Source organism: Peptoniphilus olsenii (genome assembly GCF_040545475.1).
In the GTDB taxonomy this organism is placed as follows: domain Bacteria; phylum Bacillota; class Clostridia; order Tissierellales; family Peptoniphilaceae; genus Peptoniphilus_A; species Peptoniphilus_A olsenii.
Window position 1 is genome coordinate 25919 of sequence record NZ_JBEPMA010000010.1, and the last position, 16974, is coordinate 42892.

The 16974-nt window shown below is 29.4% G+C and carries 16 protein-coding genes; 11 read left to right on the top strand and 5 right to left on the bottom strand.

Features of this window, described 5'->3' with window-relative positions:
- Positions 1–24 precede the first annotated feature (24 nt).
- From ABID14_RS07535 to ABID14_RS07550, 4 genes are all read left to right on the top strand, one after another.
- A complete protein-coding gene (locus ABID14_RS07535; RefSeq protein ID WP_354368743.1) occupies positions 25–1428 on the top strand; it encodes a YfcC family protein in 1404 nt (467 codons plus the stop codon).
- 12 nt (positions 1429–1440) lie between these two features.
- Positions 1441–2598 carry a M20 family metallopeptidase gene (locus ABID14_RS07540; RefSeq protein WP_354368745.1) on the top strand — a complete coding sequence of 386 codons (1158 nt, stop codon included), beginning with the start codon at positions 1441–1443 and terminating at the stop codon, positions 2596–2598.
- Positions 2599–2691: 93 nt separating this feature from the next.
- Positions 2692–3609 (top strand): LysR family transcriptional regulator, encoded by a 918-nt coding sequence (locus ABID14_RS07545; RefSeq protein ID WP_354368747.1) that lies wholly within the window; start codon positions 2692–2694, stop codon positions 3607–3609.
- Positions 3610–3634: 25 nt separating this feature from the next.
- On the top strand, positions 3635–5839 hold the full coding sequence (locus ABID14_RS07550; protein WP_354368749.1) for a hydratase: 2205 nt from the start codon (positions 3635–3637) through the stop codon (positions 5837–5839).
- Between the two features lie 64 nt (positions 5840–5903).
- On the opposite strand, the gene ABID14_RS07555 is transcribed toward ABID14_RS07550, so the two are convergent.
- The gene (locus tag ABID14_RS07555; protein WP_354368751.1) at positions 5904–6497 is read right to left on the bottom strand and encodes a phosphatase PAP2 family protein; all 594 of its coding nucleotides are present in this window, start codon (positions 6495–6497) and stop codon (positions 5904–5906) included.
- 298 nt (positions 6498–6795) lie between these two features.
- Between ABID14_RS07555 and ABID14_RS07560 the strand changes: the two genes are divergently transcribed.
- The 4 genes from ABID14_RS07560 to ABID14_RS07575 all read left to right on the top strand — a co-directional run bounded on the left by ABID14_RS07560 (position 6796) and on the right by ABID14_RS07575 (position 9647).
- Positions 6796–7173, top strand: a complete 378-nt coding sequence (locus tag ABID14_RS07560) for an SdpI family protein (RefSeq protein WP_354368753.1) — start codon at positions 6796–6798, stop codon at positions 7171–7173.
- A 160-nt stretch (positions 7174–7333) separates the two neighbouring features.
- Positions 7334–7636, top strand: a complete 303-nt coding sequence (locus ABID14_RS07565; RefSeq protein WP_354368754.1) for a hypothetical protein — start codon at positions 7334–7336, stop codon at positions 7634–7636.
- A gap of 42 nt (positions 7637–7678) precedes the next feature.
- Positions 7679–8650 carry a hypothetical protein gene (locus ABID14_RS07570; protein WP_354368756.1) on the top strand — a complete coding sequence of 324 codons (972 nt, stop codon included), beginning with the start codon at positions 7679–7681 and terminating at the stop codon, positions 8648–8650.
- Complete coding sequence (locus ABID14_RS07575) at positions 8643–9647, top strand: hypothetical protein (protein WP_354368758.1); 1005 nt, start codon at positions 8643–8645, stop codon at positions 9645–9647. Before ABID14_RS07570 ends, ABID14_RS07575 begins: the two co-directional genes overlap by 8 nt.
- Positions 9648–9742: 95 nt before the next feature.
- Here the strand turns inward: ABID14_RS07575 and ABID14_RS07580 are convergent, their stop codons facing one another.
- Both ABID14_RS07580 and ABID14_RS07585 read right to left on the bottom strand, forming a co-directional pair.
- A complete protein-coding gene (locus ABID14_RS07580) occupies positions 9743–10672 on the bottom strand; it encodes a DUF1848 domain-containing protein (RefSeq protein ID WP_354368760.1) in 930 nt (309 codons plus the stop codon).
- A gap of 13 nt (positions 10673–10685) precedes the next feature.
- Positions 10686–11201, bottom strand: a complete 516-nt coding sequence (locus ABID14_RS07585) for a methylated-DNA--[protein]-cysteine S-methyltransferase (protein WP_354368762.1) — start codon at positions 11199–11201, stop codon at positions 10686–10688.
- Between the two features lie 298 nt (positions 11202–11499).
- Here ABID14_RS07585 and ABID14_RS07590 point away from each other — a divergent pair, with 298 nt between their 5' ends.
- Positions 11500–12063 carry an isochorismatase family protein gene (locus ABID14_RS07590; protein WP_354368764.1) on the top strand — a complete coding sequence of 188 codons (564 nt, stop codon included), beginning with the start codon at positions 11500–11502 and terminating at the stop codon, positions 12061–12063.
- Between the two features lie 102 nt (positions 12064–12165).
- Here ABID14_RS07590 and ABID14_RS07595 read toward each other — a convergent pair whose 3' ends face one another.
- Positions 12166–12735, bottom strand: coding sequence for a hydrolase (locus ABID14_RS07595; RefSeq protein ID WP_354368766.1), 570 nt, complete (start codon positions 12733–12735; stop codon positions 12166–12168).
- Positions 12736–13033: 298 nt separating this feature from the next.
- Between ABID14_RS07595 and ABID14_RS07600 the strand changes: the two genes are divergently transcribed.
- Both ABID14_RS07600 and ABID14_RS07605 read left to right on the top strand, forming a co-directional pair.
- Positions 13034–13984 carry a putative ABC transporter permease gene (locus ABID14_RS07600; protein WP_354368768.1) on the top strand — a complete coding sequence of 317 codons (951 nt, stop codon included), beginning with the start codon at positions 13034–13036 and terminating at the stop codon, positions 13982–13984.
- A gap of 116 nt (positions 13985–14100) precedes the next feature.
- Positions 14101–14511 carry a copper amine oxidase N-terminal domain-containing protein gene (locus ABID14_RS07605; RefSeq protein WP_354368770.1) on the top strand — a complete coding sequence of 137 codons (411 nt, stop codon included), beginning with the start codon at positions 14101–14103 and terminating at the stop codon, positions 14509–14511.
- 1066 nt (positions 14512–15577) lie between these two features.
- On the opposite strand, the gene ABID14_RS07610 is transcribed toward ABID14_RS07605, so the two are convergent.
- Positions 15578–16966, bottom strand: a complete 1389-nt coding sequence (locus ABID14_RS07610) for a YfcC family protein (RefSeq protein ID WP_354368772.1) — start codon at positions 16964–16966, stop codon at positions 15578–15580.
- Between the last annotated feature and the right edge of the window lie 8 nt (positions 16967–16974).

Below are 16974 nucleotides of genomic sequence, written 5' to 3' on the forward strand. Positions count from 1 at the left end.
CTAAATAAAGGAGGAAAACTAAAAATGAAAGAAAACGTTAGCGGAAAAGGAATTAAAAAAATGCCACATACCTTAGTTATTCTGATGTTAATAATTTTAGTGGCTGTTGTGTTGAGTTGGGTTATACCATCGGGCGAATATGTCAGAGTAGAAAACGATTTAGGAATAGAAGTTATTGATCCAAGTAGTTTTCATTACATAGATAAAATTCGCGTGAATCCTTTAAATATATTCACAATAGCTATCGAAGGTTTCGAAAAAAGTGCAGTTTTAATTTGTGTTATATTATTTTCGGGGGCAGCTTTTAATATAATTACCAAAAGTGGTGCTTTGCAATCATTAATAGGTATGGTATCCCGTAAAACAAGAGATAAAGAATATTATTTTATATCAATATTAACATTAATTTTTGGTTTGATTTGTACGACTCAAGGTGTAAATACTTTCATAGGTTTTGCACCTATAATGGTCATGATTTCGTTGGCTTTGGGATATGATTCAATAGTAGGAGCTTCGATTATACTTCTGGGCGGAGCTGTGGGTTTTTCTACTGGAACATTAAATGTTAATACTACTATTGTTGCTCAAGAGATAGCTGGTCTAGCTCCGTATTCTGGTTTGGGTTATAGAGTATTTAGCTTTATTTTATATTATATAGTGACAAACTTTCTCTTGATAAAGTATGCTAAAAAAATAAAACAAAATCCGGAACTCAGTCCTATGTATGAAATAGATAAAAAGAGAGATATTAATTCAGAAGATAATAAAGATTTTAACGAATCAATGAATACTAGAAAATGGATGGTAATTATATCTTTGTTTGCAGCTTTATTTATTATTGTTTATGGTGGAATTAAGTTGGATTGGAAGATGAATAATACTGCAGCAGTATTTATTTGGTTAGCTGTCTTAGCAGGACTAATTGCTGGTTTTACTCCTTCAGAGATAGCAAAATATTTTGTTGAAGGCGCTAAAAAAATGATAGGTGCTGCACTTATTATCGGATTTGCTAGAACAGTATCTGGGGTTCTAGATGAAGGCAAAATTATGGATACTGCTATATTTGCTATGACTAATGCTATTAATATGTTTCCACATATAATCAAGGCACCTTTGATGTTTATAGTTAACATTATTGTAAATATGTTTATAACTTCAGGTTCAGGACAAGCTGCTGCTGTAATGCCAATTTTTGCTCCATTAGCAGATACAATTGGAATTACGAGACAGACTGCGGTATTGGCATATAATTTTGGAGATGGATTTTGTAATTATATTTTACCAACATCAACCGCTTTGATGGGTATATTAGGGGCTACAGATATTCCTTATGATAAATGGATGGTATTTATGGGAAAAATATTTGGTGTTTGGATTGCTTTAGGATCATTGATAATGATAGGGACAAATTTTTTCAATTATATATAAAAGGAGATTTATTTGAAAGAGAAGTTATTTAAAGATATTGAAAAACAAAAAGATACATTAGTCAAAATGTCTGATGAAATTTTTGATAATCCAGAACTTGCATTTGAAGAAAATTTTTCTTCAAAAATTCTAGAGGATTATCTTGAACACAATGGTTTTTATGTCGAACGTGGATTGGGGAATTTGAAAACTGCCTTTAGAGCAATATATAGAAGCAATGAAGATAGTGAAATAAATATTGGTCTTTTGTGTGAGTATGATGCTTTACCAATGGGGCACGGATGTGGTCACCAATTGCAAGGTCCATCTATTGTTGGAGCTGCTGTTGCTCTTAGGAAATTAGAATTACCCTTCAATTTAATTGTTTATGGAACTCCAGCAGAAGAAGGCGGTGGGGGCAAGATAAAAATGCTGGAACAAAACTTTATGAAAGAATTAGATATTGCTTTAATGATGCATGGAGGGCCAGCTACTCAAGTTGACGTTAAATCCATGGCAATGTCTACACATAAAGTTGTATTTAAAGGTAAAAGTTCACATTCAGCATTAAAACCCGAAGATGGACGTTCTGCTTTAGATGCATTGATGTTGGCATTCCAAGGTATTGAATTTCTTAGGGAACATGTTAAAGAAGATACAAGAATGCATTATACTATAAGCGAATTACCAGGTCCACCAAATGTTGTTCCAAGTAGAGCTGTTGGAGAATTTTCTTTGCGAAGCTATAATTCTAAATATTTGAATGAAATAGTCGCTCGTTTTGAAAAAATTGTAAATGGTGCTGCTTTAATGACAGAAACAAATGTAGAAGTTAAAAATGTAAAAAGGCTTGAAAGTAAAGTTCCCGTGCATTCCTTAAATGAATTATTAATAAATAATGCTAAATTAATAAATGCTCCTAATCTTAAAGAAGCTAGAGAAAAAACAGGTTCTACAGATTTTGGAAATGTAACTTATATTATTCCGGGAGCTTGTATTAGGGTACAATTTGTTCCTGATGGAACAACTTCACATTCAGATGTATTTTTAGAATATGGTAAGACTAAAGAAGCTCATGAATGTATAATAAATTCAGCAAAGATATTGGCAGCTACTGTTTTTGATTTAACTAATCTTGAAAGAATAAAAGAAATAAAAAAAGAATTTGAAAATTACAAAGATAGAATGTAAGAAAAAGTGCCGTTACAGGCACTTTTTCTTGTTTCAAGTTAAACGGATTTGAAATATTAATGTATAATATATTATATGAATAGGAGGACCTATATGTTTAATTATAAGGATTTTCTTTATATAAAAACTATAGCAGAAGAGAAATCTATTTCGAAAGCTGCTGCTAAACTTTATATCTCGCAACCTAGTTTATCTCAGACTATACAAAAAATTGAAGAGGGTCTTGGTACACAAATTTTCAATCGTAGTTCTCAAGGTGTGAATTTGACTTTTGCAGGTGAGAAGTATTATGAAACTGCACTAAAGGTCTTATCTATATATAATGATTTTACTAATGATATTTCATATATTAATAATCTTCAAAAGGGAACTATACATGTGGGTGCTACTACTTTTTTAGGTACAATGATTTTCCCTGAGGTAATAATTGATTTCAACAGGAAATATCCTAATATTGAAATATATATAACTGAAGGAGATTCAAAATCTTTAGAGAAAAAAGTCGAGAACTTTGAGGTAGACCTTGCTCTTAGTCATTATCATCCATTAAGAAGAAATTCTGCTATTGAATACAATGATTTGTATTGTGATAGATTTGTAGTGGTAACTGAAAAGAATAGTCCTGTTTCTAAATATTCTAAGTTGAAAGATGATAAAAATTATTTAAGTTTAATTGATTTAAAGGATGAAGAATTTATTTTACTTAGAAAAGATAGAGGAATACGTCGTATTTGTGACATTATATTTGATGAAGCAAAGTTTGAACCTAAAATAAAATTAACAACGACTAATTTTGAAACTGCTAAGCGACTGGCTATCAGGGGTTATGGAATTACGATCATGCCACATTATTATCTTAAAATTTTTAATGAAGATATAGATTATGATTATTATTTTATTGATTCTGAAGAAGCTTATTGGATACGATGTCTGTGTGCTAATCCAAATATGTATAAGTCCAAAATTACTTTAGAATTTATTAAGACTGTAGAGAAGTTTTTTAAAGAATAATTTTATTTTAGGAAGGAAATTTGTAATGAATATATATCCGGAACATAAAATTGTAAATGAGAAATATGAAATAGAAGAGTTTAATGGTGATACAAGTTTAATTTGCAATACTTTATCTTATAATATTTTGCAAAAACACAATAAATCTGATTCTGATATAGATTTAAAAATAAGTTTTGATAGTTTGACATCGCATGATATTACCAGTGTTAATATTATACAAACTGCTAAAGCTATAGGACTTAAAAAATTTGAAATACCCTATGTATTTACAAATTGTCACAACAGCTTATGTACAGTAGGTGGGACTATAAATGAAGATGATCATGCTTTTGTTTATTCTGCCGCAAAAAAATACGGGGGAATATATGTGCCTGCTAATTTAGCTGTTATTCATTCGTATAATCGCGATATGATGACTAAAATTGGAGCAATGATTTTAGGTTCGGATTCTCATACTAGATATGGAGCATTGGGGACAATGGGTATTGGTGAAGGTGGAGGTGAATTAGTAAAACAGTTAATCGGCGGTACTTATAATATTAAATTACCTCAAACTGTAGCTATAATATTAAAGGGGAAACCAAAAAATTTTGTGGGACCTCATGATGTGAGCCTAGCTCTAATAAAAGAAGTTTTTGATAGCAATATTGTAAAAAACAGAGTGTTAGAGTTTATGGGTGATGGAATTTCTAATTTATCTATTGATTTTAGAAATAGTATTGATACAATGACAACGGAAATGGCGTCTTTATCTACTATTTGGGAAACTGACAATAAAGTGAAAGACTTTTATAAGTCATTTGATAGAGAATGCGATTTTAAAGAGTTAAAGTTAAAAAATAGAGCATTGTATAGTGCGGTGATAGAAATAAATTTAGGTGAGATAGAGCCAATGATAGCTTTACCTTTTCATCCTAAAAATGCCTATACAATAAAAGAAGTTAAAGCAAATCCTGCGAAAATTTTTTCAAAAATTGATAAGAATATTGAAAAGTTTTATCCTAATTCAATATATAAATTATCTGATAAAATATATAGAGGAGATGTATATGTTGATCAGGCCCTTATAGTTGGATGTGCTGGAGGGACTTGTGAGAATATATATAATGCTCGACAAATCTTAAAAAATAAAAATATAGGAAATGCAAAATTTAATATGTCCGTATATCCTCAGTCTGTGCCTTCATATTTGTCTTTGTCAAAAAATGGGATTATTGATGATTTAGTAAGAGCTGGAGTTTTGATTAAACCATCATTTTGTGGGCCTTGTTTTGGAGCGGGCGATACTCCAGCAAGTGGAGAGTTTTCAGTTAGAAATGCAACACGCAATTTTCCTTATCGAGAAGGTTCTATTCCTTCTGAAAACCAAGCTTCTTTTGTAGCGCTTATGGATGCAAAATCGATTGCAGCTACAGCTTTAAATAAAGGTAGGCTAACAGGAGCTGATGAATTAGAGGAATATCAATTTAGGCAAATTAAATTTGAATATGATAAAAGTATTTATAAAAACAGAGTTACTGATTGTTTCAAAAGAGCATCACAAAATGAGAATCTAATTTTAGGACCTAATATCAAATCGTGGTCTAATTTTTGTAGTCTTAAATCAAATTTACTATTAAAAGTGTGCTCTATAATTTTTGATGAGGTTACAACTACAGACGAACTCATACCATCAGGCGAAACTGCATCATATAGGTCAAATCCTTTTAAGTTAGCAGAATATACCCTATCCAAGAAAGATCCATTTTATGTAAAAAGAGCATTAGAAGTGAAAAACTTAGCTAAAAAAAATACAGATATATTAAAAAATATTCTATCTAATTACAATTTAGATAAAGATGATTTAAGTATTGGTTCTACAATTTTTGCTAAAAGACCAGGTGATGGTTCGGCAAGAGAACAGGCTGCTTCTTCGCAAAAAATACTAGGAGGATGGGCTAATATTGCCATCGATTACGCTACTAAAAGATATAGAACTAATTTAATAAATTGGGGGTTATTGCCTTTTAGGGTAGATGCAGAAGACTTCAAAGAATTTAGTATAGGAGATTATATATTAGTCGAGGATATTCTTAAAAGTTTAGTTGCACAAAAAACTAAGATAGTTGCCAAGAATTTAACTAATGATAAAGAATTTTATTTATATTTAGATAAGTTATCTAGAGATGAGACTAATATTATAATTAGTGGAGGGCTAATAAATTACTATAAAAATAAAAAATTATAAGCATAATTTAATTAAAATTTTTATAAATATTAATTAGTCAAATTCAGATGAAATGTTATAATTTTTAAAAAACAACAAAACCTAACACACATGATAAAATTCCAAGACCTACGCCTGTCATCATATCGATAATTACATGTTGTTTTGTAAATAATGTTGAAATTATTATACCTATGGATAAGAGTGAATATATTATTTTTAGTTCCACTGGCAATGTTTTGCTGAGGTTTGCGAATATAAAAATTATTGTCGAAAGCGAGCAATGAAGGCTTGGCATGCAGTTTAATCCTTTATAACTAAATTTATATATTATTTTTAACATCCATCCACCGAAATATTTGTCTAAGTCTTTTGGTCTTATAAATGTTGTGGGATATATTATATAAATCAAGATGCTTATTAATACATCTATAATCCATGTTGCCATATATATTTTGTATAAATCGACAGATGATTTGAATAGACTTATCGGAAAGATTGCTATTATCGGAAACCACATAATATATATCAAAGTGAAAAGTGTAATTAATGGAATTTTTTCATCTAAGGGTATGTTTATATATTTTGGGTTTTTTTGAAATATTTCGCAACCAAAGTAAAGTACAATTTGTATTAAAATCATTATAATTTGGTATTTTACCACATCTGAGGTATTCATTTTTGCTCCTTATTTTATCAATATTGATTATAGGATAGCAATATTTTTAATATTTATTAAGATATTAAAATTTGTATATGGATTATTTTGTTTGCATCTATTGAGGACAAATATAAAAATTAATTTTGCCATTAGCAAAATTTTGGTGCTAGTTCATATAATAGATTTTACAAGAATTTTCATCTGTAATTTTAATTGAGATTTTACACTTTTATTTATTTAAATGTTATATGATATAGATAATATTGGGTATTGATATATTTTTGTATTTCAAGATGTAATTTCAAGGGGGACAATATTGAAATTTTGGGTTTTTATGTTCGTGATGCTATTAATTGTACCTTTAAGTATGATTTTTGTTGGTAATTATTTTTATAACAAACCGCCTAAGTCTATCAGCAAGAGAACTGGTTATAGGACTAAGAGATCAATGAAGAGTAACGAAACTTGGCTTTTTGCAAATAAGTGTATGGGTAGATTGTGGAGAAAAGTTGGGTTATTACTTATATTGACTTTAATTCCAATGCTTTTTGTGATAAATAAAAGTGAAGATTATATTGGCGTTGTGGGTGGGATAATTAGTATTTTGCAGGTAATTGCTATTGTGGGTACTATTATTCCCATAGAGAAAGCTTTAAAAGAAAACTTTGATGAAGAGGGAAATAAAAGAGTTTAGATGATATAAATTTTAGATAGCTGTTGTTTAAAAATCATATCATCTATTTATCATAATATTGTATTATTGCGATTTACATCCGATGATTATTATGATATAATACAAACAAGTCATCATATGCCTTGTAAATTATATTTTTTATATAAAAAGGATAATAAATATGAAAAGGATTACAAGAATGGCAGTTGCTTTATTTATTTTAATCAGTATTGTTATTGGGAATGCCTTTGCGAGCGTTAATACTCTTTGGAGAGCAAGTGATTATACCTTTGTTAAGTCTGAACATGGAGATAATTTCCTGGCAGACACATATATTGGAACTGCATCTGTTAGAGGAAGAGATAGGGGAGTAAGTTCTGATGGAAGAAACATATATTATACATGGACAAGGATAACATATGATGTACAAGGAGATATTCAATCTGCAACAGCTGAATCAGGTGGAAAATATAATTCAAATTGATGAAAATTTTATAAAATAATTTAAATTAATGGGGATATGATTATGAAAAATATTTATAAGAAACTTATATTATTATATTTTATAGTAATTAATTCCGTATTGATTTTAGGAACTAATTATCTATTTGGGGATATTAAGTTTGACAATGTTTATAGCCTAAGCAATAATCATATCCTATTGGAAAAAGATAAAAAAGATAATTCTATTGAAGAATTGCAGTTTTTACAAGGATATGATGATATTGTCGCTATTGCAGAAACCAATAATGAAAGTTTAATTGGCATATATGATCCATCTATGGAATATTATGTTGCAGCTACTAAGTTTATAAATCCAAATGATTTTAGGTATTTTGATACAGAAGATTATAAAGAGAAAAACAAAGTAGGCATTGTAATAACCTCTATTGATAAGATCAAAAAGGGAGGTATTAGTGAAATAGATGATGAACTTATACGCAAGTATTATAACCTAGATATAATTAATTATTTTGATACCAGTTCCAAAATAGTTTATAAAAACTTGAGAATTGTCGAGAATTTATTTGCCTTAGATAGTAATGTAATCAATAAGATCTATATAGATTCTGATAATTTGAAAGAATTAAAAACAGTTAAAGAGAGCATGAAGGATTTAGGTTATATTGAAATAAAACCTAATAATAGTTCTATTGTATCTAGTTTTATTAAATCTTTTTTGGATAGTACATCTCATTCTCGGACAGTTATTATGACTTTGTTGGCAGTTTTTATTGCAGAAGTTTATGTATTGAATTTGTATGTATCTGAAATGAAAAAAAGATATTCTGTAAAATTTTCTTCGTTTATATTACTTTCGTTGTTATGTATATTCGTTTCCTTGATACTGACAGGATTATATTTACATTTAATTGGAAAACTTAGTCTAGGGGTGGTTAATTTTATAGAGATACAGGTATTCTTAACATTATTTGCTGCTGGTGTTTATAAAATTAGCTCCGACAAACCAGAAAATTTGGTGAGAAAACATGAATAGTAATTTTTTTAAACATGGTATTTATGATATACGAAAAAATAAAATTTCTTTTATTATTTTGTTATTGTTATTTTTAGCTAGTACAATACTTTTCACTGAAATTTTCCACTCTTATTTTGTTGAAGTGTATATGGAGCAATCTGATTCATATGGATTTTCTGCCGTACCTACTTCATATGAAGAAAAATTAAATAATAATGTATATGAAAGTTTAGATAATTTGTTAAAAAAAGGTGGTTCTACCAGTTTTGTATCTCGTTTCTTGAACGAGAAATATAATACCAATATACAAGTTTTTATTTCAAACAATATTGAAGAATATTCCAATAAATATATATGGATTGTACCAATAGATTTTATGACGGAAAATATAAATCAGAATTTTGAATTAATTAATTTCAATGAAAATATTCAAGTTGAACTTAAAAAACTCGGAATATTGGAATTTTCAGACAGTTCTAAGTATATTTTCCTAATATCAAAATCTAAAGAATTTCAACATATATCTGATTACAACCTATATGGGACAGAGATCATTTATTTATTAGAAAATATTAAATTGGATAAAGCTGACTTAGAAAATTCTTTAGATAATGATTATAAAAATATTTTCGAAAATACTTATATTAAATTAGTAGATCAAAATTCAAAGGGCAAAGAGGAAATTAGATTTATAAAACTATATATGTTTCCAATGTTACTTTGTTTAATAATTTCAAATATCTTGGCGTTTTTTATTATTGATAGAAGAATTGTTGAAAATTGCAAAGAATTGAGATATATAAAAAGTGATGGAAATGCAAAGTTGTACCAAGTAAAGAGAAATTCAGCGTTCATCTTTATCTTATTTGTAGTAAATATAATATTCCTATCTATTATTAATAAGTTTAGATTTAATTTTGCTTTTTTCATAATTTTTACTTTTTCGCTTATTATGTTTGTTATATACGAATTAATTAATTATTTTATTTTGAAATACAATAAAATTGAAATTTGAAAGAAATAAGAGTCATGATTTAGACTAATTCTAAACCATGGCTTTTTATTTTGTTATAAATATTGCTATAAGCGATTATTTAATATCATTAAAATTTAATAATCAAAAAAACTAATTTGATTTATTTTATTTGACTCACACACTCTTTTTTTAATAATCTCATTTCCCTTTATTGAACCTGTCAAAATAGGGCAGTTCACATCAAAATTCAACTCATTTTCATATATTAAATTTAAATTATTATTGGCATAGCAATAGCTACATCCATTTTTACAAGTGTTATATGCTCCAATATCTATGCTCTGTATACAGTTGCACAATTTTCTTTGATTTATATCTTTTTTTGCGTTTATTTTATATCCTGTAATATTTTCAATTATTTTTTTACTAATACATGTTGCCTTTTTTATTCCGTAGTTTTCTAGATTATATTTTTCGCCACATACTTTTAGTTTAATATTGTTATCCTTGGCAATAGCAGAAAAATATTTAGCTATATTTTGTACTTCTGCATCAGATACATTTTGAAATTCACCTTTTATATTATTATAGATATCTAAAAAACTGAATACACATATTTTTGTCTTTCCTTTTAATTTATTGCAAAGGTAAGAAAAGTTTTTGATATGCCATTTCAAATTATATTTAGAATTTAAAATAATTGGATCGTATCGCCATATAACACGGTTTTCGCCAATTTTTTCTGATAGCCTTATAAAAGCATTTAATAAATTTAATTTATCGGGAAGGTTTTGCTCTATGTCTTTTCCATAGGGTGTTAAAGTAAATTGAAAATAATATTTATAGCCTAAGTCATCTATAATATCTAATTTATCAAATATAGGTATTGGATTTTTGGTCCAAAATACGATGCAGTCTACTATTTGTGGTGATAAATTAATATGGCTTAATCTTTTGGAGCTTTTAGGGTTTGGAACCAAAACATATCCATCTTTTAATCTATTTATAAACCATTCTGCAAAAAATGCAGGAATATCTGTACGTCTGCTTGCACTAATTATCATTTAACCATCTCTTTTATTTCAAATTATAAATATTGTTGCCCTCTAATTCTAGGAGTTTAATTTTTTTGTCAAGTCCACCGGCATATCCAACTAATTTTTTGTTTGTGCCGACAACTCTGTGGCACGGGATTATTATTGAAATTGGATTGTGTCCCACTGCGCCGCCAATAGCCTGACTAGACATGCTCTTTATATTTAAAATTTTTGCAACTTTTTGGGATAATTCTTTGTAGGTGATAACTTCTCCATAGGGAATATAGCATAAAAGTTGCCACACTATTTTCCTAAAATTGGTGCCTGAGGGTTTAATTTTAAGTTCATCAATTGAAGGATTTTTGCCTGCGAAATAGTTATCTAACCATTTTTTAACTATTTCAAAAATCTTTAAATCATCTTTTTTAATATATTCTTCTCCCAAAGTAGAGCCAAAGTATTTTTGATTTTCAAACCACAATCCCGTCAAGTAATTTTCTTCGCTTGCTAAAACAATTTTGCCAAGTAAAGAGTTATATTGGGAAATATATTGCATAATGTCCTCCTTTGTGAACATAATTTAAAATTGTAATAAATTATAATTAATGGTGAAACCAAAAATTTATTATAAATCTTATTTGCCTATATGGATATATTGATTATTATATACACATAAAATATACTAGACTTACAGAATAATTTCAATAAATCATTTTTGATGTGTAAATGTGTGAATGCGACAAATTATATTATTATGAAAATTTTAGAGGTAATATTATGAATGTATATAGCAAATTAATTATTTTAGATGATGGTATAAGATTTTTCGGGTATAAAATTTTAAAAGAAGTTTTATGATGAAACTATATTATGCACCTGGCACTTGTGCATTATCTGTATGGATATCGCTCGAATGGGCGGGGGCAGATTATGAAGTAGAGCAAGTGAAGCTAGGTTCTGATGAATATAAAAAAATTAATCCATTGGGAGCAGTGCCAGCACTTGATACAGGCAATGAAAAAATAAAAACGCAGGCTAATGCAATTTTGCAATATGTTGCTGATTTATATCCTGATGTAAAACCAATTGATAGAACTACAATAAATTCTTGGGAAGATGAAGAATTTAATGAAGCAGTTAAATCCACAGGCAGAAAAAAACTCATCATGACTGCACTATGGACAGAAGCTTGTTTGTCATTTCCAGCACTAGATGCTGTTAAAGAAGGCTATGATGTATATGCAGTAGTTGATGCAGTTGGTGGAACAAGTAAAACTGCTCACGAAACAGCACTAAGAAGAATGGAACAAGCAGGAGTTAAATTAATCTCTTGGGTTCAACTTGCATGCGAACTTCAAAGAGACTGGAATAGAGAAGAAACAGCCGAAGAATTTGCCAATATTCTTTTTGGTAAATAATTATAAAATTTTTTAATAATCAATATAATTACAATTTTTCAAAAAACGCAAAAGACACTAAGTTATTTTCTTAGTGTCTTTTGCTTTAGCTTATTTATTCTATTAGTAGTTGTACTCTTCTTCAGTAGCTTGCATGGCTTTTAGAGTTTCTGTTAGCAGAAAGTCGATATCCCAACCAAGCAGTTCGGTTCCATGTTTTATGAGTTCTCTGTCGCAACCTGCAGCAAATTTTTTGTCTTTAAATTTTTTCTTTACAGATTTTAAATTCATGTCAGATACAGATTTGGATGGACGCATAAGTGCTGCAGCACCAATAATGCCTGTGAGTTCGTCAATTGTATATAAAATTTTTTCCATAATATGACTAGGTTCAACTTCTTTTTGTGCCATGCCGTAGCCGTGCGATATTGTAGAACGAATAATTTTCTCATCTAGATTTTCATCTCTCATAAGCTCTACCTGTTTTATGCAATGCTCATTTGGATAAATTTCAAAATCTAGATCATGTAATAAGCCTACAATTTGCCAAAAATCACGATTATAAGAATCGTATTTATCGGCAAAATAACCCATCACAGCTCCCACAGTTTTGCCATGTTTAATATGAAAAGGTTCTTTGTTATATTTTTTAAGAATAACAAGAGCTTCGTCATAATTAGGTATGTAGCCCATAATCATCATCCTTTCGCAGCTGATTGCTTTATACCCTTATACCACAAAAATTAATAATATTCATATAATATATTTAATTTAGGTTATAAGGGTATAATTAAACACAAGTTAATGTCGTTTTTGACTTTAATCGTCAAATTAAAATAATTTGAACTTTGGTCAATAAATTTTTATTAATAAATAATATCCCATTGAAAAATATTTAAACATAAAATCTCAATTTTATATAAAATAAAAAATTGTTTTTATTTATAATTTCCAAGATTGAAGTTTAAAATATATAATTAGGAGGCATGATATGGACATTTTATATTTTGATAATTTAGTTTTGATATTTTTTATATACTCTGTAGCTGGCTGGGTAATGGAAGTAACACTTAAATATTTTCAGTATCACAGATTTATAAATAGAGGTTTTTTAATTGGACCTTATTGCCCAATTTATGGAACTGGAGCTGTGATAGTAACTATAATAAGCAATTTACTCTCAGAATATGACTCATCACTGGGAACAAGTTTTTTGATTTCATTCTTTTTCTGTGGAGCTTTGGAGTATTATACAAGCTTCATGTTAGAAAAAAGATTTCATGCAAGATGGTGGGATTATTCATTTAAACCAATGAATTTTCATGGAAGAGTGTGGATTGGAAATCTAATTCTATTTGGAATAGGAGGGATGCTCATTGACAAGGTCTTTAATCCATATATCATGAATTTTTTAGGAGAAATACATATAGATACAATTAGGTTATTATCCACAGTAATAATTCTAATTATGGGAGCTGACTATATATTATCTCATTTCATAATCAAATTGTTAAAAGAAGGAGTAGAAAGCTCCGAAGCAGACAAAAGTGAGGCGATAGCCAAAGAAGTTAGATATCTTTTAGAGAATAAATCTGTTTTTCACAGAAGAATTATAGACGCATACCCAGAACTCGTATTTAGAACAGAAAGAGTAAAAGCAAGGCTTGAACGCGTAAAAAATGACACCGAAAAATTAAAGATGGCAGTAGGTGACAGATTAAATGATTTATCTGATATAATTGAACATAGACATAAAAACATATCCAGAAATTTAATCACCACTAGAAATCTTCAAAAAGATATTATAAAAATACAAGAAGAAATAATCAGCAATTCAGTAATAGATGAAAATTATAAGAAAAAAAATCAAAAACTTTTTGCAAATCTTGAAGAAAAGAAGAAGATTTTGCAGCAACGAGATAATTTTGACAAATTTTTGTAAATTTAATAAATATTATATTATTAATAATAAAAAAATTTACATGAGAAGTATGAAAAATAGAGTGGCAACTAAAAGATTGAGAGGTATAAAAATGATTAAAAAAAATTATATTTAGTTTGATATTTACTTTTATTTTTGGCATCATAATTTGCAGCAATATATTTGCATCGTCTGATATAAAAATTAATGTAAACGGAAAAGAAATAAAATCAGATGTAGAATGTTATATAAAAAATGATAGAGTAATGGTGCCAGTTAGATTTATAACCGAAGAACTTGGTGACGAAGTAAAATACAATAAAAATGAGGAATATAATTATCAATCAGTGTATGTTCGTGGAACATATGAACCATTAGGAATATCTTTGCATATAGGTTCACCAATTGCAAAAATTAGTGAAGGTGCATATAGAGCAGATGTTGCACCCGAGATTAAAAATGGCCGAACAATGGTGCCACTTAGATTTATTGCAGATTATTTAAATCTTGATGTTAAACGGGACGAGAACACTAGAACTGTTTACTAAAAAATAGCGACAAAGATTGGTTAAAAAACTTCCATGAAAAATATTTTGACGAAAAAGCTGCAAAAAAAATGGGCAAAAGGTTGACAAATCCAAACAAAACTCATGAAGAGTATTTAGAAATATATAAATAAGATTTAAAATAAGAGTGGTTGCCACTCTTTTTTTGGTGTTATTACTATTTTTATTTCATCATTACGTATACTCTCAACCACATGCAAGAATCTTTATGCTTTTTAGTTGAGATGACATGGGAAAGGGCAACGACAACCTCAGCAACTGTCATTCCGAGCGGAAAACCCGTAGGATTTGGAAAGTCGCTGTGTACTCGAAGAGTAAGGAATCTGCCTGTATAGGAGTCGCTCTGTAAGAACAAATAGAAGTTTTTTCTTATTTTTTAAAATCACTTTTTTATTTAAAACTCTACATATTCTCTCCACCAAATGCAGATCTCTCCACGCGTTCGCAGCCGCTCACTTAGTCGAGATGACACTATAAGAGGATTTCATTTAAGATTTACTATTGTCATTTGAATACACGAAAGAATAATTATCAAGAATTGAAGCCTATAGACCGCTACAACCTCCACAACTGTCATTCCGAGCGGAAGTGAATTCTTGAAAAGAATTTACTGTAGTCGAGGAATCTACCTGTATAGGACTTGTTCTGTATGAATAATTAAAAATCATTTTCGACTTTTTGCTATAATTGTTCTTGGTTTGGGTGCTTGAATACTTTTTTGTTTTATCATTACAGATTCTCTCCACCACATATATATCCTTCTACTTCTGAATCTTGACAGATTTCTTTCGCTCAGGATGACTTGGGATTTGATAGAAATTTTAGTATAAAAAAACATTTTGAGAATAGATTTTATTCATATTCTCAAAATGTTGAGCGTGAACCCAAATAATAAGGTTTGACGTGAACCCAATTAACAAGGTTTGACGTGAACCCAATTAACAAGGTTTGACGTGAACCTAATTAACAAGGTTTGACGTGAACCTAATTAACAAGGTTTGACGTGAACCTAATTAACAAGGTTTGACGTGAACCTAATTAACAAGGTTTATACATATTTCATTTTTACTGCTATAAATAGGAATATGCAAGCGAATACTGTTAGTATTAGTCCTAAAGGCCATAGGAATTTGTACCATTTTTTGAGCGGAACATTTGCAAATCCTAAAAACATAAGCAATGTTCCATAAGTGAACCAAAACATATTTGTTATTCCATCACCAAATTGATAAGCAAGTATCGCGGTTTGTCTTGTCAGCCCTACTATATCGGCTAATGGTATTACTAGTGGCATAAGTGCTACTGCTTTTCCTGAGCCGGAAGGTACAAGTCCATTTAATAGTGATACGATTATCACGACTCCTATTGCTGAAAGTGTTGTTGGCCAACCAGATATTGCTTTGGATAATGCATTTATTATTGGGTCAATTACTCCACCTGTTTCTAGTATCCATTGTACTCCTCTGGCAACTCCAACTATCATTGCTCCATTGACTGCACCTTTAATTCCATCAAGTATTGCATTGCTTGTTCCATCTATTCCCATTTTATTTAGTATACCGCAGATTATTGCAAATAAGAAAAACATTGCTGTCATTTCATTCATGCCCCATCCTAGTTGCAACATTCCATACATAACTATGACAAATATAATTAACAAGGCTAATAAGGAAAGTTTTTGACCTGTTGTAAATTCTTTTCCTTCAAATTGTGTGAGGTCTATAGACATTTTACTTGTGTCAACTTCTTTGGTAAGTGACAATTCGGGATTTTTCTTGACTTTATTTGCATATCTTAATGTGTAAAGTATTGCTGTTATTACAAAAACTAAATATACTATGGTTCTATATCCAAAACCAGAAAACATTTTTAGTTCTGCAACTTCATGAGCTACTCCCACAGTGTAGACATTTGTTGGCCCTACCGAGAAAGAAACTAAAAGTCCTAGTATAACAACTGCTGCTGCTGTCATTGCGTCATAGCCCAGGGCTATAATTATTGGTATAATAATCGGCACAAAAGGAACTGCTGCTTCAACCCAACCTAGGAATCCTCCTAATATTGAAAAGAATACCATTATTATTATAATCATGGCGTTTCCTTTGTCGCCAAATTTGTTTATCAATTTGTTTATGCCCATACCTAGAGCGCCACTTCTATTTAATACTTCAATTGAGCCACCTACTATTAATATTAAAAAGACTACATTGCCAGCGCCTATCAAACCTTCGGGCACAGCTTTAAAGAAATCTAAAAATGACACTGGTGTTCTTTCTACTGCATGGTATGAGGATGGATCAATTACTGTTCTTCCATTTATTGTTTCTCTTACGAAAGCACCTGGACTTATTATATAAGATAAAAGTCCACAGGCAACTATTACCAAAAAGAGCAAGAGATAAGGGTTTACATTTTTACTTTTTTTCTTTTCATTCATTGTCACAC